We start from the raw sequence: 19,722 nt of genomic DNA, 5'->3' as shown, positions 1-19,722 counted from the left end.
TGGAAGGGAGCCACCATGAGTGAACTGAACCCGGCGCCCGGCGCGGGTGCCGACCGCAGCCAGCGCGCCACGCGCGTGCGCTCCGATGCGTCGCTACATGACCTGCTATGCGAGCGCCTCTGGCGCAGCGGGATCGATGTGAGCGAGGTGTCGGTGACCGTGCAAGAAGGCGCGGTGACGCTGGAAGGCGCCATCGGCACCCGGGCTGACCGGGCGCGCGTCGAGGACGCCATCGACCGGATTCCCGGCGTGCGCGCCGTGGAGAACCGCGTCCGCGTGGCGCCTGACCGGTCTTCGGCAGGCCGCTAGCGGAAAGCGCGGAAAGACTGAACGCGGAACCTTAACGCGGAACGAATCAAGCCGGACGTTGCAACGCAGGACGACCATCCGTATCACAGCAAGAAGAAGGAGACGCCCATGCCATTCGCCTATGCAGGAACGCGCCGCCGGCGCAACCGCGATCGTCGTCGCAACCATGACGCGATTGGCGCCGATGCCGGCCAGCGTGGCGAGAACCCGCAGGCGCCGCAATCCAGCCCGCAATCCAGCCCGCAGTCCAACGCCGAGCCCTCGGGCCCGCAGTCCAACCCGCAGGCGGAGCGGGGCAAGCCGGACGAGCGGGGCAACGCGCCACCCGGCGTGGGGGAGCAGGACCTCCACGACCCCGGCAGCCGCGACCCCGATGCGCCGCCCGTGGACAACCGCTCCTGACATGAAAAACGCCCCCGAGGGGGCGTTGCCACAGGACGGGGGGATGGGCGTCAGGCCGCAGCCATGCGCGCAATCCCGCAATCCATCTGGAACGTGGAGGGGCTGGATGTTTCGGCCTCTTCCGTTTCTTCTACGTCGTCTGCTGCCTCCGCCTGCTCGTCCTCCACGCGCAGCGAGACTTTGAGGCGCTCCGCTGCCGCACGGCCCACCCGGATGGCTTCGTCCCGGGTCTTGTGACGGCTGATGGCGCGCGGCACGCCGTCCGCCCGCAGATCCCAAAAGCCGTCGTTCAGCACGATGTGAAAATTCTTCGGCATGGTGAATGTGCTCCTGGTCGCTTCCCGATTATTGAGAGGTCCGTCTCCACGCGGACTGCCAATATTCTCGGATGGCGACCCCGGCATGCTGCATCGGCGTTTGTCTGACAGGGCTGTCGGTGGCCGCCGCTTGGCGCGTGACGCGGGCGGATCTCGTCGCGGCGGGAGCGCCCGCGCCCCCCGCCATGTTCATGTTTCGCCGCCTGTTCAATCGGGCTGAACAGCGCGAAAAGTTGAACAGCGGCGTCCTTTGGTCCATGATCGGGGTTACTTTTCCCGATTCCCGTTCGGCGACCCGGAGGACGCAGCCATGGACCAGAAGGCGGGCGATATCGACTGGGTGGAGGCCGCGCTGGTGGCCCTGCACCGCACTACGGGCATGCAGGCCCGCATCCGCCATGGCCGGCGCGACCCAGGCGGCGAGGCGCCGGTGGCCGCCATTTCCCTGCGGCGCGGCGACGCCGCCCATCGCTACGCGGTGGAGTGCCGGCGCTCGGTGCGCACGGTCGCGGACCTCTCCGTGGTGCGCGCCCAGTTGCAGGAGCGCGCGCCGGGCCTGCTCGTCACCACCTACCTGACCCCGGCGCTGGCCGGGCAGTGCCGCGAGATGGGGCTCCAGTTCCTCGACACGGCCGGCAATACCTTCCTCGATGCCCCGGAATTGTTCGTCTTCGTCATTGGCCAGACCCCGCCGGACAGCGTGGTGCGGCCCGCCGTGCGCATCAGCGGCAACCCGAGTTCCCAGCGGATGGTCTTCGCGCTGCTGTGCCAGCCGGAACTGCTCCAGGCCACGTACCGGGAAATCGCCCGAGTCAGCGGCATTGCGCTGGGCTCGGTGGGGGCGGTGTTCAACGGGCTGTCCGCGCGCGGCTGGCTGCTGGAGACGCGCGAGGACGAGGGGCGGCGCCTGACCGCGCCGGACCGGCTGCTCGATGAATGGGTGGCCAACTATCCGACCATCCTGCGCCACCGGCTACAGCCGCGCCGCTTCAGTGCGCCGGCGGCGGACTGGTGGCAGGCGGTCAACGCAACGGAGCTGGGCGGCTACTGGAGTGGCGAGGTCGCGGCGGCGGCGATGGTCGGCGGGATTCGTCCGGCCAGCCAGACGCTCTATATCGCCCCCGCGCGGATGGCGGGCGCGCTCCAGATGCTGACCCAGAAACACCGGCTGCAGCCGGACCCGGACGGCACGGTGGAGGTGCTCGAAGCGTTCTGGGACCCATCGGTAGAGGGGCTGGAGTCCCCGCCGCCGGGCCGGCCGGACCTGGCGCCGCCCGTCCTCGTTTATGCCGACCTGATGGCCACGCTCGATGCGGACCACCTCGCGGAGGCCACGCAGTTGCGCAAGGCGCGCATCAAGGACGTGCTGGACCGGTTCTAGGCCACCGGCCAGCCGTCGCCTGATCTCGTTCAAATTTCGTCTGCTCGGCTCCCTTACTGGTTCTTCATCGCCGCAGCCAGCCGCGCGATGATCTCCCCCTCGCTCTTGAATGCCTTCTGCGCATAGGCCGAATACTGCTCGGGGCCCATGTAGTTGGTGATCATGCCGTACTGGCGCGTCACGTTCAGGAACTTGGGGTCCTTGAGCGCGTTGCGGAACGCTTCGTCAAGCCGCTTGACCACCGCGGGCTTCATGCCGGCCGGCCCGATCACGCCGAACGGCGAGTTCGACCAGACCGGATAGCCGATTTCCTTGAGCGTGGGGGCGTCCGGGAAGTCCGCCGCGCGCTTCTCCGACAGCGTGGCCAGCACCCGCATCTGGCCGCTCTGCACATAGGGCAGCAGGGTGTTGGACAGCACAGCCACGTCCGACGAGCCGCTCAGCAGGGCGGTGATGGCCTCGGCGTCGCCCTTATAAGGCACGTGGGTCCAGTTCGACTGGGTGACGCGCGCCAGTTCCGAAATCGTCAGATGCTGGCTGCCATAGATGCCGGTGGTGCCGTAGCTGATGCCGCGCTTGTCGGCCTTGGCCTCGGCAATCAGCTCCTGCATGGTCTGCCATTTGGCGTCCTTCTTCACCGCCACCGCGAAGTTGTAGTCCGCGATCATCGACACGTAGGTCAGGTCCTTGAGCGGGTCGTAGCGCATCTTCTGCACGTGCGGCAGGCGGAAGATCACCACCGGCGCCATGCTGAGCGTGTAGCCGTCCGGCTCGGTGGTCACCATCTGCGTGGCGCCCAGCGTGCCGCTGACGCCCGGCTTGTTCTCCACCACGATGGTCTGGCCCAACTCGCGCCCGGCCGCATCGGCCAGCGCGCGGGCCACCTGGTCGGTCACGCCGCCGGCGCCGTAGGGCACGATCAGGCGGATCGGGCGGGTGGGGAATTCATCGGCGGCCTGCGCGACGCCCGGCAGGATGCCGGCGCCCGTGGCGGCCACGGCGGCGCCGGCCATGGCGAAGCGGACAAAGGTACGACGTTGCATGTTGTCTCCTTGGGTTCGTCACGCCGGATCGTGGTTGTCCGGCTGGCAATACATCTGCCGCAGTATGACCGGGAGACAGGGCGCGCGGGGCGCCTGGTAGAAGGTGCGAGCCCGCTATCCGTCGATTTCATCGACGTCATGCGCCGGCTGCATTGGCGCCTCCGGGTAAGTCCGGAGGCGCCGGGGGAGCGTTGGAGGAAGCGCGCCCGACGAATGTCAGGCGGCGATCACGCGGGTGCGGATGAAGGCATCGTCACGCATCAGCGCCTCGGCCCAGCCGGCCGGCGGCACCAGGCTGATGTCGGTGATGGCGTAGCCGATATCCCCGGCAGTTTGCAGCTGCTGCGCCACGATATTGGCGCCGATCTCGGCCAGCGCCTGGTTGAAGTGCGACAGCGTGCCTGGCCGGTTGTAGTGGATGTTCAGGATGCGCGCCGGGGCCTCGAGCGGGTTCGGCTGGATCTCCGGCAGGTTCACCGCGCCGATGGTCGCGCCGGTCTCCAGGAAGTTGGCGAGCTTGGTCGCTACTTCCACGCCGATGTTCTCCTGGGCTTCCTCGGTGCTGCCGCCCACGTGCGGGGTCAGGATGACATTGGGCTTGCCCTGCAGCGGCGTGACGAACGGATCGGTGTTGCTGCGCGGCTCCTCCGGGAACACGTCGATGGCGGCGCCGGCCAGGTGGCCGTCGTCCAGATGCTGGGCGAGGGCCGGAATATCCACCACCGTGCCGCGCGAGGCGTTGAGCAGGATGGCGCCGCGCTTCATGGACGAAAGCGCCCGCGCGTTGAGCAGGCCGCGCGTCTGGGGCGTGGCGGGCACATGCAGCGTCACCACATCGGCCTGCGCCAGCGCGTCTTCCAGCGTGTGGGCGGGCATGGCCGAGCCGAGCGAGAGGCGCGGGCGGATGTCGTAGAACACCACGCGCATGCCCATGGCTTCAGCCAGGATGCCGACCTGCGCGCCGATATTGCCGTAGCCGATCACGGCCATGGTCTTGCCGCGAATCTCGAACGAGCCCTTGGCGGATTTCTGCCACTCGCCCAGATGGGCCGCGCGGCTTTTCTCGGGGATGCGGCGCATCAGCATGATCGCCTGGCCGATGACCAGTTCGGCCACCGAGCGCGTATTGGAGAACGGGGCGTTGAACACCGGAATGCCGGCGTGGGCCGCCGCGCCGAGGTCGACCTGCGAGGTGCCGATGCAGAAGCAGCCCACCGTCAGCAGCTTGCCGGGCTGGGCGAACGTTTCCGCCGTGAGCGTGGTGGCGGAGCGGATGCCAAGCAGTTCGTGCCCCTGCACCGCCTGCTGGAGGGGCTCGCCGGCGAGGGCCTTGCCCTGCGTGGCGACGTCGATCTGATGGCGCCCCAGCATTTGCTGGGCGCTGGCGTGGATATTTTCGAGGAGGATGGCGGTGGCCATGAGGGTCTGCCGAGGGTCAGGAGGTTGGAGATGCTGTGGGCGCGCGGCCATGAGGAACTGAGGGCCTGGCGCGCCGATGCGCTCACCTTATCACTGTCCCTTACCCGTGCTCATGAAGTGGGCATCGCGGGCCACTTGCGGCGCCTCATTGGGTAGATGTCTTTGTCATCGTACAACTAGGGTAATTTCGGTCAACATCCCCTATTCGAATGCTTGCAGCGCCGCTTTTGTTCTCATATGATGTCTGATAACTATAACGAGGACGGAGACAGCACGATGCAAGACACCCCATTCGACGCACGCAGGCGGACCCTGCTGAAAGCCGGCGGCGCGGCTGCTGCGGCTGCGGCCAGCGGCGGGGCACTTGCCCAGGCTTTCGAATTCAAGCCGAGCCAGCGCTATCCCGACGCGGCCGTGGAAATCCTCGACCCCAGCTTTGCCAAATACCGCCTGTTCAGTTCCACCGTGGAGCAGCTCGCCACGGGCTTCCGCTGGGTGGAAGGGCCGGTCTGGTTCGGCGACGGCCGCTACCTGCTGTTCTCGGACATCCCCAACAACCGCATCATTCGCTACGACGAAGCCGCCAACCAGTGGAGCGTCTTCCGCCAGCCGGCCAACTTCAGCAACGGCCACTGCCGCGACAAGCAGGGCCGGCTGATCAGTTGCGAACACCTGACGCGCCGCGTCACCCGCACCGAGTACGACGGCTCCATCACGGTGCTGGCGGACCGCTACCAGGGCAAGCGCTTCAACTCGCCCAACGACATCGTCTGCAAGTCCGACGGCTCGCTGTGGTTCTCCGATCCGCCGTTCGGCATCGGCGGCGAGTGGGAGGGAGACAAGGCCACGCCAGAACTGCCGCACGCGGTCTATCGGATTGATCCGAAAGACAACGCGGTCACGCAGGTCATTGCCGATCTGAACGGCCCGAACGGCCTGTGCTTCTCGCCGGACGAGAAGAAGCTCTACGTGATCGAGGCGCGCGCGCAGCCGCACCGCGTGGTCTGGGCCTATGACGTGGCGGCGGACGGCGGTCTGTCGAACAAGACCAAGCTGATCGACGCCAACGGCCCCGGCGCGCTGGACGGCATGAAGTGCGACGTGGATGGCAACATCTGGGCCGGCTGGGGCAGTAGCGGGGCGCCCGGCGCGGACCCGGCCAAGCTGGACGGCGTGCGCGTGTTCAATCCGCAGGGCAAGGCCATCGGCCATATCCACCTGCCGGAACGCTGTCCGAACCTCTGCTTTGGTGGCCCCAAGCGCAACCGTCTCTATATGGCGTCCAGCCACTCGCTGTACGCGCTGTACGTGGAGACGCGCGGCGCGGTCTGATTCTCGATATTCATCGAAAATCGCTGAAAAGTTTCATCTCGCCGACGAGAAAACTGAATTCCATTCCGTATGGATTCTGTCAGCATGCCTGCATGCTGGCAGATACGGGATGGGGGCAATCGATGATGGGGAAGTCGGTTCTTCTTTATGGTGCGGCGGCGTGTTGCGCGGGCCTGGTCCCGCTGGCCGCGCAGGCCACGGAGGGGGCGCTGGGTCGCCCGGTGTCCGGCACCAGCGTGCAGGCCAATGCAGGCGTGGTACCGCCCGAGCCGGTCTGGGTGGTCAACTTCGGCGAGATCTACCTCGACGGCTCCGTGGGCAATGACCGGCAGGTGCCCATCGGCGGGCGAACCACGCTCGGCGTGGAAGCCAAGATCGCCTTCACGCTGGCCACCGCCATGAAGGTCTGGGATACCGGCCCCGGCGCATGGAACTTCGCCTCCAGCTTCACGTTGCCCTATGTCTGGACCACCGTGCACGCCACGGCCGGCGCCAGCGGCGCGCTGGGCAACTTCTCGACCGGCACGTCGGACCGGGCTTCGAACTTGTTCGATATCTACTTCGCCCCGATCATCGCCGGCTATCACTTCTCCAAGACCAGCCACATGGCGTTGAGCTTCAACGTCTGGGCGCCGACCGGCCAGTACAACAAGGACGCGCTGGCCAACCCGAGCCTGAACAACTGGACCTTCATCCCCCAGGTGGCCTTCACCCACCTGATGCCGCAGTACGGGCTGGAGTTCAATGCCGTGGGCGCGTTCCAGTTCTACACGCGCAACACGGCCACGGACTACCAGAACGCGCCACTGTTCACGCTGGACGTGATGGGCGTGAAGCGCTTCGGCCCGTGGGGCGTGGGGCTGGTCATGGGCACGGTGCAGCAGCTCGGCGGCGATAGCGGCCCCACGGCAGACCTGCTGCACGGCTTCCACGGCCACGACTTCGCCATGGGGCCGATCGTCTCCTACGACACCAAGCTTGGCGGCAAGCATCCGCTCTCGTTCGGGCTGCGCTGGGTGCCGACGGTGAGCAGCAAGAACCGGCTCGACAGCACCTCCACCTTCATGGCGACTGTCACATTGGTGCTGTAGCAGCATTCCACCTCAAGCAACGATTCACTGACAATACGCACGACTATCACTTTCCTGTCACGAATCGCCGGCACCATCGGCGCTCAAACTAGAAATCAGGGAAGTCTGAAATGCGTTATACCCACTCCGCGATCGGGATCGCGGCAGCTGTGCTTGTCTCCGCCTTGTTCTACGGCTGCAACAGCAGCGACGATGCCCCGGCATCGAACCCGGCCACGCCTTCCGGCCCGTCCACCCCGGCTACCCCCAACGATCCCAGCGCGCCGGACAACCCCAAGCCCGCCGAAGTGACCGGCAAATGGACCACCGGCGACCTGCACGTCCACACCGTGGAATCGGACGACGCCCAGAGCCTGCTCGCCAACGTGCTGGACGAGGCGCTGGTCAAGAACAACCTCGACTGGACCGCCATTTCGAACCACCTGCGCCCGTCCACGCGCGACCAGAACGGCACCAACGTCGTCGGCGGCCCGCTGCCGTTCTCACGGGCCATGGCCGAGTACGAGATGCCGGCCGTGCGCCAGATGCAGGTCAATGGCTCGTACGTCAACAAACTGATCTTCTCGGCCTTCGAATGGGACATGCCCACCCATGACCACATGAACGTGGGCATTTTCGGCGGCGCCCCGCTGGGCACGGCCACCAAGGCGGCCAACGAGTTCGAATACTTCTTCACGAACCGCCCCGACACCCAGTTCGATCCGGTGGACGTGGCCAACTGGAACGCCAAGGGCCCGCGCGCCTTTACCACCCACGCGGACGCCGTGAAGGCCGTGGCCTGGCTGCGCGACAACTATCCCGACACCAGCTACGCGCTGATCAACCACCCCTCGCGCAACACGGGCAAGTACACCGCCGCCGACTACCGCGAATTCAACGACACCGCCCCGAACATCGCCTTCGGCGTGGAGGGCATGGTCGGCAACCAGATGGAGCCAGACCGCGGCGGCTATACCACCGCCTACGTGAACGCCAACCTGAAGAACCGCGTCTACGGTGGCGTGGACTACGTGGTGGCGCAGGTCGGCGGCATCTGGGATGCGCTGCTCGGTGACGGCCGGCGCTTCTGGAACGTGGCCGATTCCGACCACCACTTCAAGACCATCGGCACGAACAGCAGCGGCTACTTCCCGGGCGAGTACGCCAAGACCTATGTCTGGATCGAAAACCAGTACACGGGCATCAAGGGCGTGCTGGAGGGCGTGCGCTCGGGCCGCATGTTCTCGGTGTTTGGCGACCTGATCAACGCGCTCGACTTCAACGTGGCCGGCGCCGCCGGCAAGGGCGAGATGGGCGGCGAGCTGAAGGCCAAGGCCGGCGAGACCGTGACGGTCACCATCCGCTTCAAGAGCCCGGACCGCAACCACTTCGAGTACCCGATCAACAGCGGCATCAACGTGAACGTGCGGCCCACGGTGGACCACATCGACCTGATCGCCGGGGATGTGACGCCGCGCGCCGCGGCCGGCACGGCGGGCTACAGCAAGGAAACCAACGACTCGACCAAGGTGATCGCCACCTTCACGTCGGCCGACTGGAAGCTGGATTCGGACGGGTACTACGCCGTGACCTACACCTATACGGCGACGAAGAACCAGTACTTCCGCCTGCGTGGCACCAACCTCGGCATGAACGTGGCGGGTGAGACCCAGGACGGCAATCCGCTCCCGGACGCCAAGACCACGGTCACCGAGGACGCCGCGCGCTTCAACGCCATCAACGCCCGCAACTACAACGACCTCTGGTTCTACTCGAACCCGGTCTTCGTGACCGTGGGTTCGTGACCGTGGGTTCGTGATGGTAGGTAGCTGAGTTTGTGGCGTTAAACGACGGGTCGAGATAATGCTAATTATCAAGGCACCTTCGTTTGTGTAAGAGGTGGTTTTCCCCTCTCCCGGAAGCGGGAGGGGGGAGAAAAACAAACAGCGGTATCATCGCGCCCTTCGCCTTGATGTCCGCATTGCACCTTGTCTGACCCTGAACGTACTGCCGTCCGTCGCCGGCAGCGCCCGCCGGTTGCTCCGGAGCGGCTGCTTGGCCCGCATCACTTCGCTTTCTATCGCGGTTATCTCGAAGGCATCGACCTCGCCCGGCTGGCTGACCGCTATCTGGAGACGGGGCTGGACCTGCGCGTCGCCCGGACCATCATCGGCTGGATCGAGTCCGAATTGGCGCGCGGCGTCAAACGGCTGGAAACCCGCGAAGACGGCCAGCCGACCATCTCCGAGCGCGCCTGGCTGGCGCTGTTCCGCACGCCGGCCGACGAGAGCGCCACCGCGCGCCAGAACCGTCGCCGCAAGCTGTTGCGCGTGCTCGACGCGCTCAAGCCCCAACTGGTTTCCCGCCCCACGCGCGATGACGCCGTAACTGGCTGGTTCGCGCCGGCCATCGCCCAGCGGCTGGTCGAGGCGGGCTGGGCCACGCTCGGCGCGCTGCAAGCCGTGATCGGCCATGAGGGGCCGCGCTGGCACCGCCATGCGCGGCGCATCGGCGACCATACCGCCCGGCGCATCGAGGCCTGGCTGGCCGATCAGGCCGACGATATCGGCGCGATTCCCGCCGCCGCACTGGTACCCCGCCGCACCGCCACGGCGGCCGAATTGGCGAGCCTGCGCGCGCCGTCAGCGGCGGTGGCGCCGCTCGAATCGCTGCTGCTGCCGCCCGCGCTGGACGGCCGGCAGGGCCATAACCGCACGCCGCATGGCGTCGATTCCCGCATTTCCGCCCAGAACGACCTGATGGCCATCCACGCCTGGCTGGGCGTGCATCCGCCCGTGGGCGGCCACACCTGGCGCGCCTATCGCACGCAGGCCGAGCGCTTCCTGCTCTGGGCCGTGTTCGCGCGCGGCAAGGCCTTGTCCGATCTGACCGTCGAGGATTGCAGCGCCTACCTGATCTTCCTGGCCGATCCGCAGCCGGCGGCCCAGTGGGTCGGCCCGCGCGGCACGCCGCGCTATCGCCACGACTGGCGGCCGTTCGAGGGGCCGCTGTCGGCGGGCAGCGTGCGGCAGGCGTTCACCATCGTCAAATCGCTGTGCGCGTGGCTCGTCAACGCGCAGTACCTGCGCTACAACCCGTTCGAGCTGCTGCCCAAGCCCAAGGCGGCGGGGCAGGGCCGCATCAAGGTGGCGCGCAGCTTTACCGACGCCCAGTGGCAGTTCCTGCGCAAGTTCACGGCCGCGCTGCCGGGCGATGACCCGCGCACGGCGCGGCTCCAGTTCATGCTGCGCTTTGTCTACGCCACCGGCTTGCGGATTTCCGAGCAGGCGCAGGTGACCGTGGGCGACCTCGCCCAGCAGGATCTGGCTGCCGACCAGCGCGGCGTGTGGACGCTCTCGTTCGTCGGCAAGGGCACGCGCGCCCGTGAGGTGCATGTGCCGGGCCCGGTGATCGAGGCGCTGCGGGACTATCTGGAAGCGCGCGGACTGGGGCGCGAGCTGGAGCGGCTGCACCCGTCCACGCCGCTGATTGGCCGGGTGAAGGACGATGGCGCCGTGGGCCGGCTGTCCGTGGCGCAGCTCGATGCCATCTGGAAGGGCTTCTTCGCGCAGGCGGCGCAGGCCATGGCCGCCGATGACCCGGCCGGCGCGGCGCGGCTCGGGCAGGCCAGCGCGCACTGGCTGCGCCACACCTTCGGCTCGCACGCGATTGCGCGCGGGGTGGCGCTGGATGTGGTGCAGCACCAGTTGGGCCATGCCTCGCTGGCGACGACGTCGATCTACGTCCACGCCGAGGACGCCCGCCGCGCGCGCGAACTCGATCAGGCGGGCATGTACTAGTCGGCTGCGGGCAGGCAGTCCAGGAACGCCTGCGCCAGCGCCGGCACCGGGCGCTGCTGGTTGTGCAGGACATAGCTTTCGAACGGGATGGCCGGCTCGAAGCGAATGGCGCGCACCCCCGGCAGCTTCAGGCTGCGCACCACTACCGGGTTCACCACGCTGACGCCGAGGCCCATCTCCACCATCGTGCAGATGGTGGCCGCGTAGGGCGTTTCCAGCGTCAGCACGCGCCGGTCCGGCACAAAGGCGGCATCGACGATGGCGCGCGTACCATCGCCATGGGTGAGGGAGATGAAGCGCTCGCCGCCGAGGTCCGCCGCGTGGACCACCCGCTTGCGCGCCAGGCGGTGGTCGGCGGGCACGATGCACACCCCGGGCTCGTCGCGTAGCAGCGCGCTGTTGATGCCCGCCGTCTCCACCACGTAGGACACCAGCCCGAAGTCGCAGAACTGGTTCGCCGTCCATTTGGCGACGGTCGGCGAGTCACTGGTATGCACGGCGATGGGCACGTCCGGGTGCTGCTCCCGGAACCGGGCGATGGCCTGCGGCATCACGCTCATGGCGATCGACGGCACGGTGCCGATGCGTAGCGTGCCGACGCCCCCCTCCCGGATCGACCGCGCCGAGGCGCGCAGGCTGTCGAGCCCGAGGAAGGAACGCTCCACGTCCCGGAACAGGGCTTCGGCCTCCACGGTCGGCGTCAGCCGGCCGGCAATCCTCGCAAATAGCTTGAATCCCGTCTCCCGCTCCAGTTGCGAGATCACGCGGCTGATGTTCGGCTGCGAGGTGTGCAGCTGGGTGGCGGCGGTCGTCATCGAGCCGGTCACCATCACGGCCCGGAAGGCTTCGATCTGTTTGAAATTCATACGGGCGATGGTATATCAAATCCGTATGTGCAGGCCGAAACAACTGATTTGACGATATGACCGTCGGATTTCCATACTTGGCTCCAACGTACCGGAGAACAACACACGTATGGAATCGAAAGTCAGCCGCCGCCTGACCCAGGCCACCGCCCCCGAGGTCTGCGAACACATCTACCTGCCGCGCCTGGCGCGCGAATTCGGCAGTGGATTCCCGTATTTGAGCGATATCAACCAGGCGCACCTGCTGATGCTGCACGGCGCCGGGCTGGTGCCGGCCGAGGTGGCCGCGCAACTGGCGCAGGCGCTGGTGCGCATCGAGGCGGAGGGCCCGGACGCCGTGCCGCTGGACCCGGCCCGCGAGGACGCCTATTTCAACTACGAGGCCCGGCTGATGGCACTGGCCGGCGCCGACGTGGGCGGCCGCCTGCACGTGGCGCGCAGCCGCAACGACATCCTGGCCACTCACGACCGCCTGCGCGCCCGTGACGCCGCGCTGGCCATCCTCGACGAACTGCTGGCCACCCGCACGGTGCTGCTGGACAAGGCTGCCGAGCATGCCGGCACGGTCATGCCCGGCTACACCCACCTGCAATCGGCCCAGCCGATCACCTACGGCTATTACCTGGCCGGCGTGGCCGAGTCGCTGGGGCGGGACATCGCCCGGCTCCGGCAGGCGCTGGCCCGGCTCGATGCCTGCCCGCTCGGCGCCGGTGCGCTGGCCGGCACGGCGTTCCCGATCGACCGCACGGCCACGGCGCGCTGGCTCGGATTCTCCGGCCCCACCACCAATTCGCTGGATGGCGTGGCCTCGCGCGACGTTGCGTGGGAAATCCTCGCCGCCATCACCATCGGCACGGTCACCTGGGGCCGCGTGGCGCAGGATCTTTATGTCTGGGCGACGCCGGAATTCGGGCTGATCGACTTCCCGGACAGCGTGGCCGGCACGTCGAGCATCATGCCGCAGAAGAAAAACCCGGTCGTGCTCGAGTACCTGAAGGGGAAGGGCGGTCACATGATCGGTCTGCTCACGGCCTCGCTGGCGGCGCTGAAGGGCAGCCATTTCACGCATAGCGGCGACGGCAACCGCGAAAGCATGCGCGGCTTCTGGGAGGCGGCGGACGAGTGCAAGCGCTGCGTGGCCCTGCTGCGGCTGGTGCTGACCCACGCCACGCCACAGGCCGGTCACATGCTGGCGCGCGCCCGCCGGGACTTTTCGATGGCCACCGATCTGGCCGACACGCTGGTGCGCAGCGCCGGCATGTCGTTCCGCGAGGCCCACCACGTGGTGGGCGCGGTGGTGCGCGATGCGCTGGACCGCCATCTGCCCGCCAATGAGATCGATTCGGCGATGGTCGATGCGGCGGCGCTGCGCCACACGGGCCGCGCCGTGCACCTGTCGCCCGAGGCCGTGGCGCGCAGCCTCGACCCCGAATGCGGCGTGGCCGCCCGCACCGCTGCCGGCGGGCCATCGCCCGTGCTGGTGCAGGCGCAGGTTCTGGCCCAACAGGCCGACCTGATCGCCGCGCGAGGTGATGTGGACGCCATGCGCGAGCGGGAGTTGACGGATCGCGCCGCGCTGAAACGGGCCATCGCCGAACTTGCGAGCACGGGGGCGTCGATCGATTGACGCGCTCCGGGTGGCGGCTTCAAGCCGCGATCGCCGCCCCCCACCAGTCCCGGATCGCATAGGCGAGGGTGTCGCCCTGGTGGAGCCCGGCGGCGGCGCTGGCTGGGCGGCGGGCGGGGTCGAGAACGTTCGGGCCCATCGCTTCCAGCGCGGCCGGGCTGGGCGCCACCACATGCACCGCGCAGCCCGCCGCCTGCAGCGCCGCCACTTCGGCGCCCAGGTGGCCGCTGACCGGGTTGCCTTCGGCATAGCCGAACGGCGACAGGACCAGCACCCGCTCCGCGTCGATGGCCACCTCGGCGTTGGTCATCGACGCAATCCCCCCATCTATATAGAAGGCGTCGCCGATCTGCACCGGCGGCCAGACGCCCGGCACGGCGCAACTGGCGGACACGGCCTCTACCAGCGGCACGCCGCTGGCCGCATCGAACACCCGGCGCGCGCCGGTGGCGGCATCCACGGCCGCCATGCGCAGCGGATGCCCGGGCCAGTCGGCCTGGGGCAGCCGCGCGGCGATGATGGCGCGGCGCGCGGCCGGGGCGGGGGTCTCGCTGCGGCGGGCGAAGTCGCCGATGCGCTGGCGCGCCGCCGTCAGGTCGCCCTCGACCTTGGCCACCAGCTTGCGGTTCTGCGCGTCGGCTTCGGCCTGCGAGTAGGGACGGAACTGCTCGGGGGAATCGGCGGGCGGATGCCGTTGGGCGTGCAGCAGCGCCTCGATGTGCAGGCCGCACGCCAGCTGGGCGCCGACCACCGAGCCAGCCGACGTGCCGACGAACAGCCCGGCGCGATGCACGGCCACGCCGGCCCCCGCCAGCCCGGCCAGCACGCCGACTTCCCACGCGATGCCCGCTACGCCGCCGCCGCCGAACACGGCAGCCGTGCGGAATCGATGCTGGCCGGCCATCAGATGATGCCCTCCAGCGCCAGTTGCCGTTGCGCGTCGTCGTCGATGCCGAGCAGCTCGCCGTAGATCTCGGCGTTGTGCTGGCCCAGTGCTGGCGCCGGCTCGATCGGTTTGGCCGGCACGCCCGAGAACTTCGGGAACACGCCCGCCATCTTCACCGGGCCGATCTTCGGGTGCTCCACCGTGGCGATGCTCTCCCGCGCCGCGTAGTGCGGGTCCTGCATGATGTCCTCGATGGTGTAGATGAAGGAGTAGGCCAGCCGCGCGGCGTCCAGCTTGCGGCACAGCGCGTCCTCCGGCTCCGCGGCGATCCAGTCCGCGACCAGCCGGTTCAGCTCGTCCACATGCTCCCAGCGCTGGCTGTGCGAGGCGTAGCGCGGGTCTTCGGCCAGATCCGGGCGGCCCATGGCCACGCAGAGGCGCTGGAAGCCGGCGTCCGCCGAGCAGGTGAAGATCAGGTAGCGCCCGTCGCGCGTGCGGAAGTGCTCGCCCGGCGCGGCGGCGAAATGCTTGTTGCCGCGCCGCTCGCGCACCACGCCCAGCCGGTCGTACTCGGGCACCAGCACCTCGGTGAATCGGATGATGGACTCGTACATCGACAGGTCGATTTCCTGCCCCTCGCCGCCGTGCACGTCACGGTGGTAAAGCGCCATCATTAGCGCGAAGGCACCGAGGATGGCGGTCTGGTAGTCGGCGGTGGAGGTGCCGCTGCGCACCGGCGGGCGGTCCGGGTAGCCGGTGATGCCCATCAGGCCGCCGAAGGCCAGCCCGATGCGGTCATAGCCGGCGCGCTCCCGGTACGGGCCGGTCTGCCCGAAGCCGGACACGCGCAGCATGATCAGGCCCGGGTTGTGCTGGCGCAGCGTCTCGAAGCCGCAGTTCCATTTCTCGAGCGTGCCGGGGCGGAAGTTTTCCACCACGGCGTCCACCTCGCGCACCAGGCGGTACAGCAGCGCCTGCCCCGCCGGCTCGCGCAGGTTCAGCGTGATCGACTTCTTGTTGCGCGCCTCCACCTGCCAGTACAGGCATTCGTCGTCCACAAAGGGGCCGAGGTCGCGCACGGTGTCGCCGCGCTCGGGCACCTCCACCTTGATGACTTCGGCGCCAAAGTCGCCGAACAGCGTGCAGGCCACCGGCCCCGCGACCATCGTGCCGAGGTCGAGGATGCGCAGGCCGCTCAGCATGTGCGGGCCGGGCGTTTTCATGACCGGTCCTCCAGCGTGGCGGGTTCTGCGTCGGCAGCGGGCGACTCGGCCGCCTCGGCCGGCGCAGTCTTCAGCCGGTAGTCAGAGAAATCGGCCTTGCGCGTCATGTGCCAGTAGTCGTCGTTGCGGAACGGCGTGGTGGCCACCACGCGGCCCTGCGCGTTGCGATACCAGTTGCTCATGCCCTTGTGGGTCCAGATCATGGCGTTATGGGCGGCCTGCACGCGCTGGTTGAAGGCGTCGTGGCGGTCGCGCCGGATCTCGATCTCGAAGCGCCCCGCGCTGTGCGCCATGGCCTGCCGCACGATGTTGAGGATGTAGCTGACCTGCGTCTCCAGCAGCGAGACCACGCTGCCGCCGTGGCCGAGCGCCGTGTTCGGCCCGGCCAGCATGAAGAAGTTGGGGAAGTCCGGCACGGCCACGCCAAGGTAGGCTTCGGCGCCGTGGCGGTCCCACGCCTCGCGCACGGAGCGCCCGCCCCGGCCGAATAGCTGGAACGAGGCCAGCATGTTGATGGCGTCGAAGCCGGTGGCAACGATCAGCACATCGGCCTCATGCCGCTCGCCCTTGTCCGTGACCACCGCGTTGCCTTCCACCCGGGCGATGCCGCCCGTGACCAGCGAGACGTGCGGGCGGGCCATCGTGCGATACCAGCCGTTGTCCATCAGCATGCGCTTGCCGAACGGGGGGTACTCGGGCAGTACGTCCGGCAGCAAGTCCTGGCGCTCGCCCAGCTCGGCCTTGATGTAGTCCGTGAAGTAGGCGCGATGCCGGTCGTTGGTCTGGTTGATGGCGCGCTCCGGGTGCGGCCATGCCGGGTCGATCTGGAGCGAGCCGTGGATGCGGTCGTTGAAGATGTAGGCCAGCCGCTGGCGATACCACTCCTGATAGAACGGCACCTCGCGCAGCAGGAAGCGCGCGGACTCCGGCACCGGCTTCTGGAACTTCTCGAAGGGGGCGGCCCACTGGCGCGAGCGCTGGAACACGGTCAGCGCGGCCACGTGGTCGGCAATGGCCGGCACCACCTGCATCGCGCTGGCGCCATTGCCGATCACGGCCACGCGCTTGCCGGTCACGTCCAGGCCCTCGGGCCAGCGGGCAGTGTGGAAGCAGGGACCGTCGAACTGGTCGAGCCCTTCGATATCGGGCATCTTCGGCACATTGAGCAGCCCCACGGCGCTGATGACCATGTCGGCGTGCAGTGTTTGGGCCTGGCCTTCGGCGTCGAGCGTGTGGACGGTCCAGCGCAGCGAGGACTCATCGTAGTGGGCCGATTGCACCGTGGTGCGCAGCCGGATATGACGGCGCACGCCGAAGCGGTCCGCCACGTCCTCGAAGTATTGCTGGATCTCGCCGCGCAGCGCGAAGTAGCGCGACCAGTCGCCCTTGGCGAACGAGTACGAGTAGATATGGTTCGGCGTATCCACGCCGGCGCCCGGGTAGCGGTTCTCGTACCACGTGCCGCCCACCTCGTCGTTCTTCTCGATCAGCACGAAGGGGATGCCGGCACCCTGCAGGCGGATGGCGGCGCACAGCCCCGCCACGCCGGCCCCGATCACGATCACGCGGAAGCCTTCGGGCACGTCGATACGGCCGCGCTGGTCAATGCGCATGTCCGCGTCCAGCCCCAGCCAGGCGGCGATCATCGGCCCGTAGGAGGCCGGGATGTCCTCGCCCACGCTCAGCCGCATCATGGCGACCAGCGTGTCCGGGTCTGGCGCGGGCAGCGCGGGGGCCACGCCGGACTTCCACGCCAGGATGGCGTCGCGGGCGGCGGCCAGCACTTCCGCGCGGACCTCATCGGGTAGCCCACCGGGATCGTTGTCTTCCAGGCCGCGGATGCGCGAGCACTGGTAGCGCGGATCTAGCCAGCGGCGGTCCCCGGTCAGGTGCAGCAGCACCATCAGCAGGGTGGGGTAGTTGGCGCCTTGCAGGGCGTGGTCGAGCGTGGCCTGCCATTTGGCGGCGGCCTGGATGTCGGTCGTCATGGGGCGAGGGAGTCGGATGGATGGGGAGTTACTGGGCGCTTACTGGCCGCTTACTGGGCAGTCAGGCCGGCGGACTTCACGACGGCGCCCCACTTGGCGTACTCGGCGCGGATGTCCCGGGCGAACGCCTGCGGCGTGTCCGTGTTGGGCTCGAAGCCGAGCGTCAGCAGCTTGTCGCGCACCTCGGGCTTGGCCATGATCGTGCGCAGGTGGCCGTTCAGGCGGGTGACGATGGCCCCGGGGGTGTCCTTCGGCGCCACAAGGCCCAGCCAGCCCACCGCCTGGTAGCCGGCCACGCCAGCTTCGGCGACCGTCGGCACGTCCGGCAGGATGGCGGAGCGCTTGTTATCCAGCACGGCCAGCGCGCGCAGCTTGCCGGCCTTGATATTGGCCTGCTGGGCGCCGATGGTGTCCACCATCACCGGCACGCGGCCCGCCATGACGTCGATGGACGCCTGGCCGCCGCCGGGATAGGACACCGAGCCCATGCGCAGATCGGCCTTGGCGGCGAACAGCCGCATCGCCAGCTCGAACGCCTGGGCGCCGGAGGCGAACATCATCGGGTCCGGCTGCGCGCGGGCGGTCTGGATCAGCGACGGCACGCTGTTGAACGGCGCGGACGGCGCGCCCACCATCACCATCGGCGCCGTGGCGATCATGCTGACCGGCTCGAACGCGGTCAGCGGGTCATACGGCGTGGCCTTGACCAGATGCGGCCCGATCACCATGGTGCCGCTGACCGCCACGCCCAGCGTGTAGCCGTCCGGCGCGCTCTTGGCGACGGTGCCCATGCCGAGCATGCCGCCCACGCCCGGGCGGTTTTCCACCACCACCGGCTGGCCGATCATCGCGCCCAGCTCGTTGGCGATGATTCGCCCCACCGTGTCGGACGCGCCGCCGGCGGTATAGCCCACCACCAGTCGCACCGGCCGGGTCGGCCAGGTGTCGGCACGAGCGGGCGCGGGTAGCTGCAGCGAGGCGGCCAGCCCAAGCAGGATGGCCAGTCGCGGCAAGGAAAGCACGCGGGGGATCGCACTGGCGAGGCGGCGGAACGTCATGGGTTGTCTCCGGGTGTGTGCACGTGTTCGTGCTTGGTATGGTTGCATTTCATCCCGGACGTGTTCAGTATTCAAACGGAATCTTTACCAATATTCACTATGTGAACATCTCGACCGGGGAGAGGCCGAAAACATGACAAAAGCAGAGACAGAAGCAGAGACGGAAGCCGGCGAGGACACCGGCAGCGCTCCCAAGGGTGCACAGACCGTCACACGGGCGATGGTGCTGCTCAAGCTGATTGCGGCCCATCACCCGACCGGCGTGGCGCTGGGCGTGCTGGCGCAGGCGGCCGGGCTGGACCGCGCCACCGCCTACCGGCTGGCGACGAGTCTGGTCGAATCCGGCATGGTCGAGCGCGAACAACGGCTGTACCGGCTCGGGCTGGACGCCATGCAGCTCGGGCTGGCGGCGATGAAAGGCGCGCCGATCCTGGACCGCTGCCGCCCGGTGATGCAGCGGCTGGCGCGGCGCACCGAGGACACGGTTTTCCTCGTGGTGCGCAATGGCGACTACGGCCACTGCCTCCATTGCGAGGAGGGCGCGTTTCCGGTCAAGGCGCTGGTGCTGCAGGTGGGCGGCATGCGCGTGCTCGGCATCGGCTCGGCGGGCGTGACGCTGCTGTCGATGCTCGACGATGGCGAGATTGCCGCGCTCTACGCGCGCCATACGTCCGAATTCACGCCGCACGGGCTGTCGCTGGCCAAGCTGCGCACGCTGGTGACGCGCGCGCGCTCGGCCGGGCTGGCCAAGACGGACAGCCTCGTCAACGAGGGCGTGAGCGGCGTCGGCATGCGCTTCGAAATCACGCCGGGCAACTTCGCGGCGGTGAGCGTGGCCGCCATCCGCAGCCGCATGCAGGAGTCCCGCAAGCAGTGGATTGCCGACCTGATCGCCGAAGAACTGCGCTCGGCGGGCTTCCGGTGCGCGTATGCTGGGACCGGGCTGGATGGCGCCCCGGGTGCCGATCTGGCGTAGCACCTTCGACCCCAACGGAGAACGG

Annotated in this window: 17 protein-coding genes; 9 read left to right on the top strand and 8 right to left on the bottom strand. The window is 68.3% G+C overall.

Annotated elements, in window-relative coordinates; genetic code table 11:
* Positions 1–15 precede the first annotated feature (15 nt).
* Positions 16–309, top strand: a complete 294-nt coding sequence (locus AC1DEL_RS23490) for a BON domain-containing protein (protein ID WP_441592992.1) — start codon at positions 16–18, stop codon at positions 307–309.
* Positions 310–417: 108 nt separating this feature from the next.
* On the top strand, positions 418–711 hold the full coding sequence (locus AC1DEL_RS23485) for a hypothetical protein (protein ID WP_441645372.1): 294 nt from the start codon (positions 418–420) through the stop codon (positions 709–711).
* 50 nt (positions 712–761) lie between these two features.
* Here AC1DEL_RS23485 and AC1DEL_RS23480 read toward each other — a convergent pair whose 3' ends face one another.
* Positions 762–1,028 (bottom strand): DUF2188 domain-containing protein, encoded by a 267-nt coding sequence (locus AC1DEL_RS23480; protein ID WP_441592994.1) that lies wholly within the window; start codon positions 1,026–1,028, stop codon positions 762–764.
* A 310-nt stretch (positions 1,029–1,338) separates the two neighbouring features.
* On the opposite strand from AC1DEL_RS23480, the gene AC1DEL_RS23475 reads away from it, so the two are divergent.
* A complete protein-coding gene (locus tag AC1DEL_RS23475; protein WP_092300590.1) occupies positions 1,339–2,409 on the top strand; it encodes a type IV toxin-antitoxin system AbiEi family antitoxin in 1,071 nt (356 codons plus the stop codon).
* Between the two features lie 53 nt (positions 2,410–2,462).
* Here AC1DEL_RS23475 and AC1DEL_RS23470 read toward each other — a convergent pair whose 3' ends face one another.
* Entirely contained in the window at positions 2,463–3,452 is a 990-nt protein-coding gene (locus AC1DEL_RS23470) for a tripartite tricarboxylate transporter substrate binding protein (protein WP_092300587.1), read from the bottom strand.
* Positions 3,453–3,668: 216 nt separating this feature from the next.
* Positions 3,669–4,871, bottom strand: coding sequence for a phosphoglycerate dehydrogenase (gene serA, locus AC1DEL_RS23465; protein WP_092300584.1), 1,203 nt, complete (start codon positions 4,869–4,871; stop codon positions 3,669–3,671).
* 276 nt (positions 4,872–5,147) lie between these two features.
* Between serA and AC1DEL_RS23460 the strand changes: the two genes are divergently transcribed.
* The 4 genes from AC1DEL_RS23460 to AC1DEL_RS23445 all read left to right on the top strand — a co-directional run bounded on the left by AC1DEL_RS23460 (position 5,148) and on the right by AC1DEL_RS23445 (position 11,073).
* Entirely contained in the window at positions 5,148–6,203 is a 1,056-nt protein-coding gene (locus AC1DEL_RS23460) for an SMP-30/gluconolactonase/LRE family protein (RefSeq protein ID WP_477125908.1), read from the top strand.
* A gap of 122 nt (positions 6,204–6,325) precedes the next feature.
* Positions 6,326–7,294 (top strand): SphA family protein, encoded by a 969-nt coding sequence (locus tag AC1DEL_RS23455; protein ID WP_477125964.1) that lies wholly within the window; start codon positions 6,326–6,328, stop codon positions 7,292–7,294.
* 110 nt (positions 7,295–7,404) lie between these two features.
* Positions 7,405–9,078 (top strand): S-layer protein, encoded by a 1,674-nt coding sequence (locus AC1DEL_RS23450; RefSeq protein ID WP_477125909.1) that lies wholly within the window; start codon positions 7,405–7,407, stop codon positions 9,076–9,078.
* Positions 9,079–9,261: 183 nt separating this feature from the next.
* Complete coding sequence (locus AC1DEL_RS23445; RefSeq protein WP_477125910.1) at positions 9,262–11,073, top strand: tyrosine-type recombinase/integrase; 1,812 nt, start codon at positions 9,262–9,264, stop codon at positions 11,071–11,073.
* Here AC1DEL_RS23445 and AC1DEL_RS23440 read toward each other — a convergent pair.
* Positions 11,070–11,939: a LysR family transcriptional regulator gene (locus AC1DEL_RS23440; RefSeq protein ID WP_477125911.1), complete on the bottom strand. Its 870-nt coding sequence runs from the start codon at positions 11,937–11,939 to the stop codon at positions 11,070–11,072. The two genes, AC1DEL_RS23445 and AC1DEL_RS23440, sit on opposite strands and share 4 nt — an antisense overlap.
* A 109-nt stretch (positions 11,940–12,048) precedes the next feature.
* On the opposite strand from AC1DEL_RS23440, the gene argH reads away from it, so the two are divergent.
* Entirely contained in the window at positions 12,049–13,566 is a 1,518-nt protein-coding gene (gene argH / locus AC1DEL_RS23435) for an argininosuccinate lyase (RefSeq protein ID WP_477125912.1), read from the top strand.
* A gap of 19 nt (positions 13,567–13,585) precedes the next feature.
* Here the strand turns inward: argH and AC1DEL_RS23430 are convergent, their stop codons facing one another.
* Genes AC1DEL_RS23430 through AC1DEL_RS23415 form a run of 4 tightly spaced genes read right to left on the bottom strand, consistent with a single transcriptional unit; the run spans position 13,586 to position 18,721 of the window.
* On the bottom strand, positions 13,586–14,470 hold the full coding sequence (locus tag AC1DEL_RS23430; protein WP_477125913.1) for a patatin-like phospholipase family protein: 885 nt from the start codon (positions 14,468–14,470) through the stop codon (positions 13,586–13,588).
* Positions 14,470–15,675, bottom strand: coding sequence for a CaiB/BaiF CoA transferase family protein (locus AC1DEL_RS23425; protein WP_092300559.1), 1,206 nt, complete (start codon positions 15,673–15,675; stop codon positions 14,470–14,472). The genes AC1DEL_RS23430 and AC1DEL_RS23425 overlap by 1 nt, the downstream gene beginning before the upstream one ends.
* On the bottom strand, positions 15,672–17,663 hold the full coding sequence (locus AC1DEL_RS23420; RefSeq protein ID WP_477125914.1) for an FAD-dependent oxidoreductase: 1,992 nt from the start codon (positions 17,661–17,663) through the stop codon (positions 15,672–15,674). Before AC1DEL_RS23420 ends, AC1DEL_RS23425 begins: the two co-directional genes overlap by 4 nt.
* Before the next feature lie 50 nt (positions 17,664–17,713).
* Positions 17,714–18,721 (bottom strand): Bug family tripartite tricarboxylate transporter substrate binding protein, encoded by a 1,008-nt coding sequence (locus AC1DEL_RS23415; RefSeq protein WP_477125915.1) that lies wholly within the window; start codon positions 18,719–18,721, stop codon positions 17,714–17,716.
* Positions 18,722–18,854: 133 nt separating this feature from the next.
* Here AC1DEL_RS23415 and AC1DEL_RS23410 point away from each other — a divergent pair, with 133 nt between their 5' ends.
* A complete protein-coding gene (locus tag AC1DEL_RS23410) occupies positions 18,855–19,697 on the top strand; it encodes an IclR family transcriptional regulator (RefSeq protein WP_092300551.1) in 843 nt (280 codons plus the stop codon).
* The last annotated feature ends 25 nt before the right edge of the window (positions 19,698–19,722 follow it).

The organism is Cupriavidus sp. 10L43_2, assembly GCF_056395265.1.
This window is presented reverse-complemented; position numbering and strand designations above follow the sequence as displayed.

Coding starts and splice junctions, on each gene's coding strand:
- AC1DEL_RS23440 (WP_477125911.1), bottom strand. CDS start 11,939: ATGAATTTCAAACAGATCGAAGCCTTCCGGGCCGTGATGGTGACCGGC.
- AC1DEL_RS23420 (WP_477125914.1), bottom strand. CDS start 17,663: ATGACGACCGACATCCAGGCCGCCGCCAAATGGCAGGCCACGCTCGAC.
- AC1DEL_RS23490 (WP_441592992.1), top strand. CDS start 16: ATGAGTGAACTGAACCCGGCGCCCGGCGCGGGTGCCGACCGCAGCCAG.
- AC1DEL_RS23460 (WP_477125908.1), top strand. CDS start 5,148: ATGCAAGACACCCCATTCGACGCACGCAGGCGGACCCTGCTGAAAGCC.
- AC1DEL_RS23470 (WP_092300587.1), bottom strand. CDS start 3,452: ATGCAACGTCGTACCTTTGTCCGCTTCGCCATGGCCGGCGCCGCCGTG.
- AC1DEL_RS23415 (WP_477125915.1), bottom strand. CDS start 18,721: ATGACGTTCCGCCGCCTCGCCAGTGCGATCCCCCGCGTGCTTTCCTTG.
- AC1DEL_RS23485 (WP_441645372.1), top strand. CDS start 418: ATGCCATTCGCCTATGCAGGAACGCGCCGCCGGCGCAACCGCGATCGT.
- serA (WP_092300584.1), bottom strand. CDS start 4,871: ATGGCCACCGCCATCCTCCTCGAAAATATCCACGCCAGCGCCCAGCAA.
- AC1DEL_RS23410 (WP_092300551.1), top strand. CDS start 18,855: ATGACAAAAGCAGAGACAGAAGCAGAGACGGAAGCCGGCGAGGACACC.
- AC1DEL_RS23450 (WP_477125909.1), top strand. CDS start 7,405: ATGCGTTATACCCACTCCGCGATCGGGATCGCGGCAGCTGTGCTTGTC.
- AC1DEL_RS23475 (WP_092300590.1), top strand. CDS start 1,339: ATGGACCAGAAGGCGGGCGATATCGACTGGGTGGAGGCCGCGCTGGTG.
- AC1DEL_RS23430 (WP_477125913.1), bottom strand. CDS start 14,470: ATGGCCGGCCAGCATCGATTCCGCACGGCTGCCGTGTTCGGCGGCGGC.
- AC1DEL_RS23425 (WP_092300559.1), bottom strand. CDS start 15,675: ATGAAAACGCCCGGCCCGCACATGCTGAGCGGCCTGCGCATCCTCGAC.
- AC1DEL_RS23455 (WP_477125964.1), top strand. CDS start 6,326: ATGATGGGGAAGTCGGTTCTTCTTTATGGTGCGGCGGCGTGTTGCGCG.
- AC1DEL_RS23480 (WP_441592994.1), bottom strand. CDS start 1,028: ATGCCGAAGAATTTTCACATCGTGCTGAACGACGGCTTTTGGGATCTG.
- argH (WP_477125912.1), top strand. CDS start 12,049: ATGGAATCGAAAGTCAGCCGCCGCCTGACCCAGGCCACCGCCCCCGAG.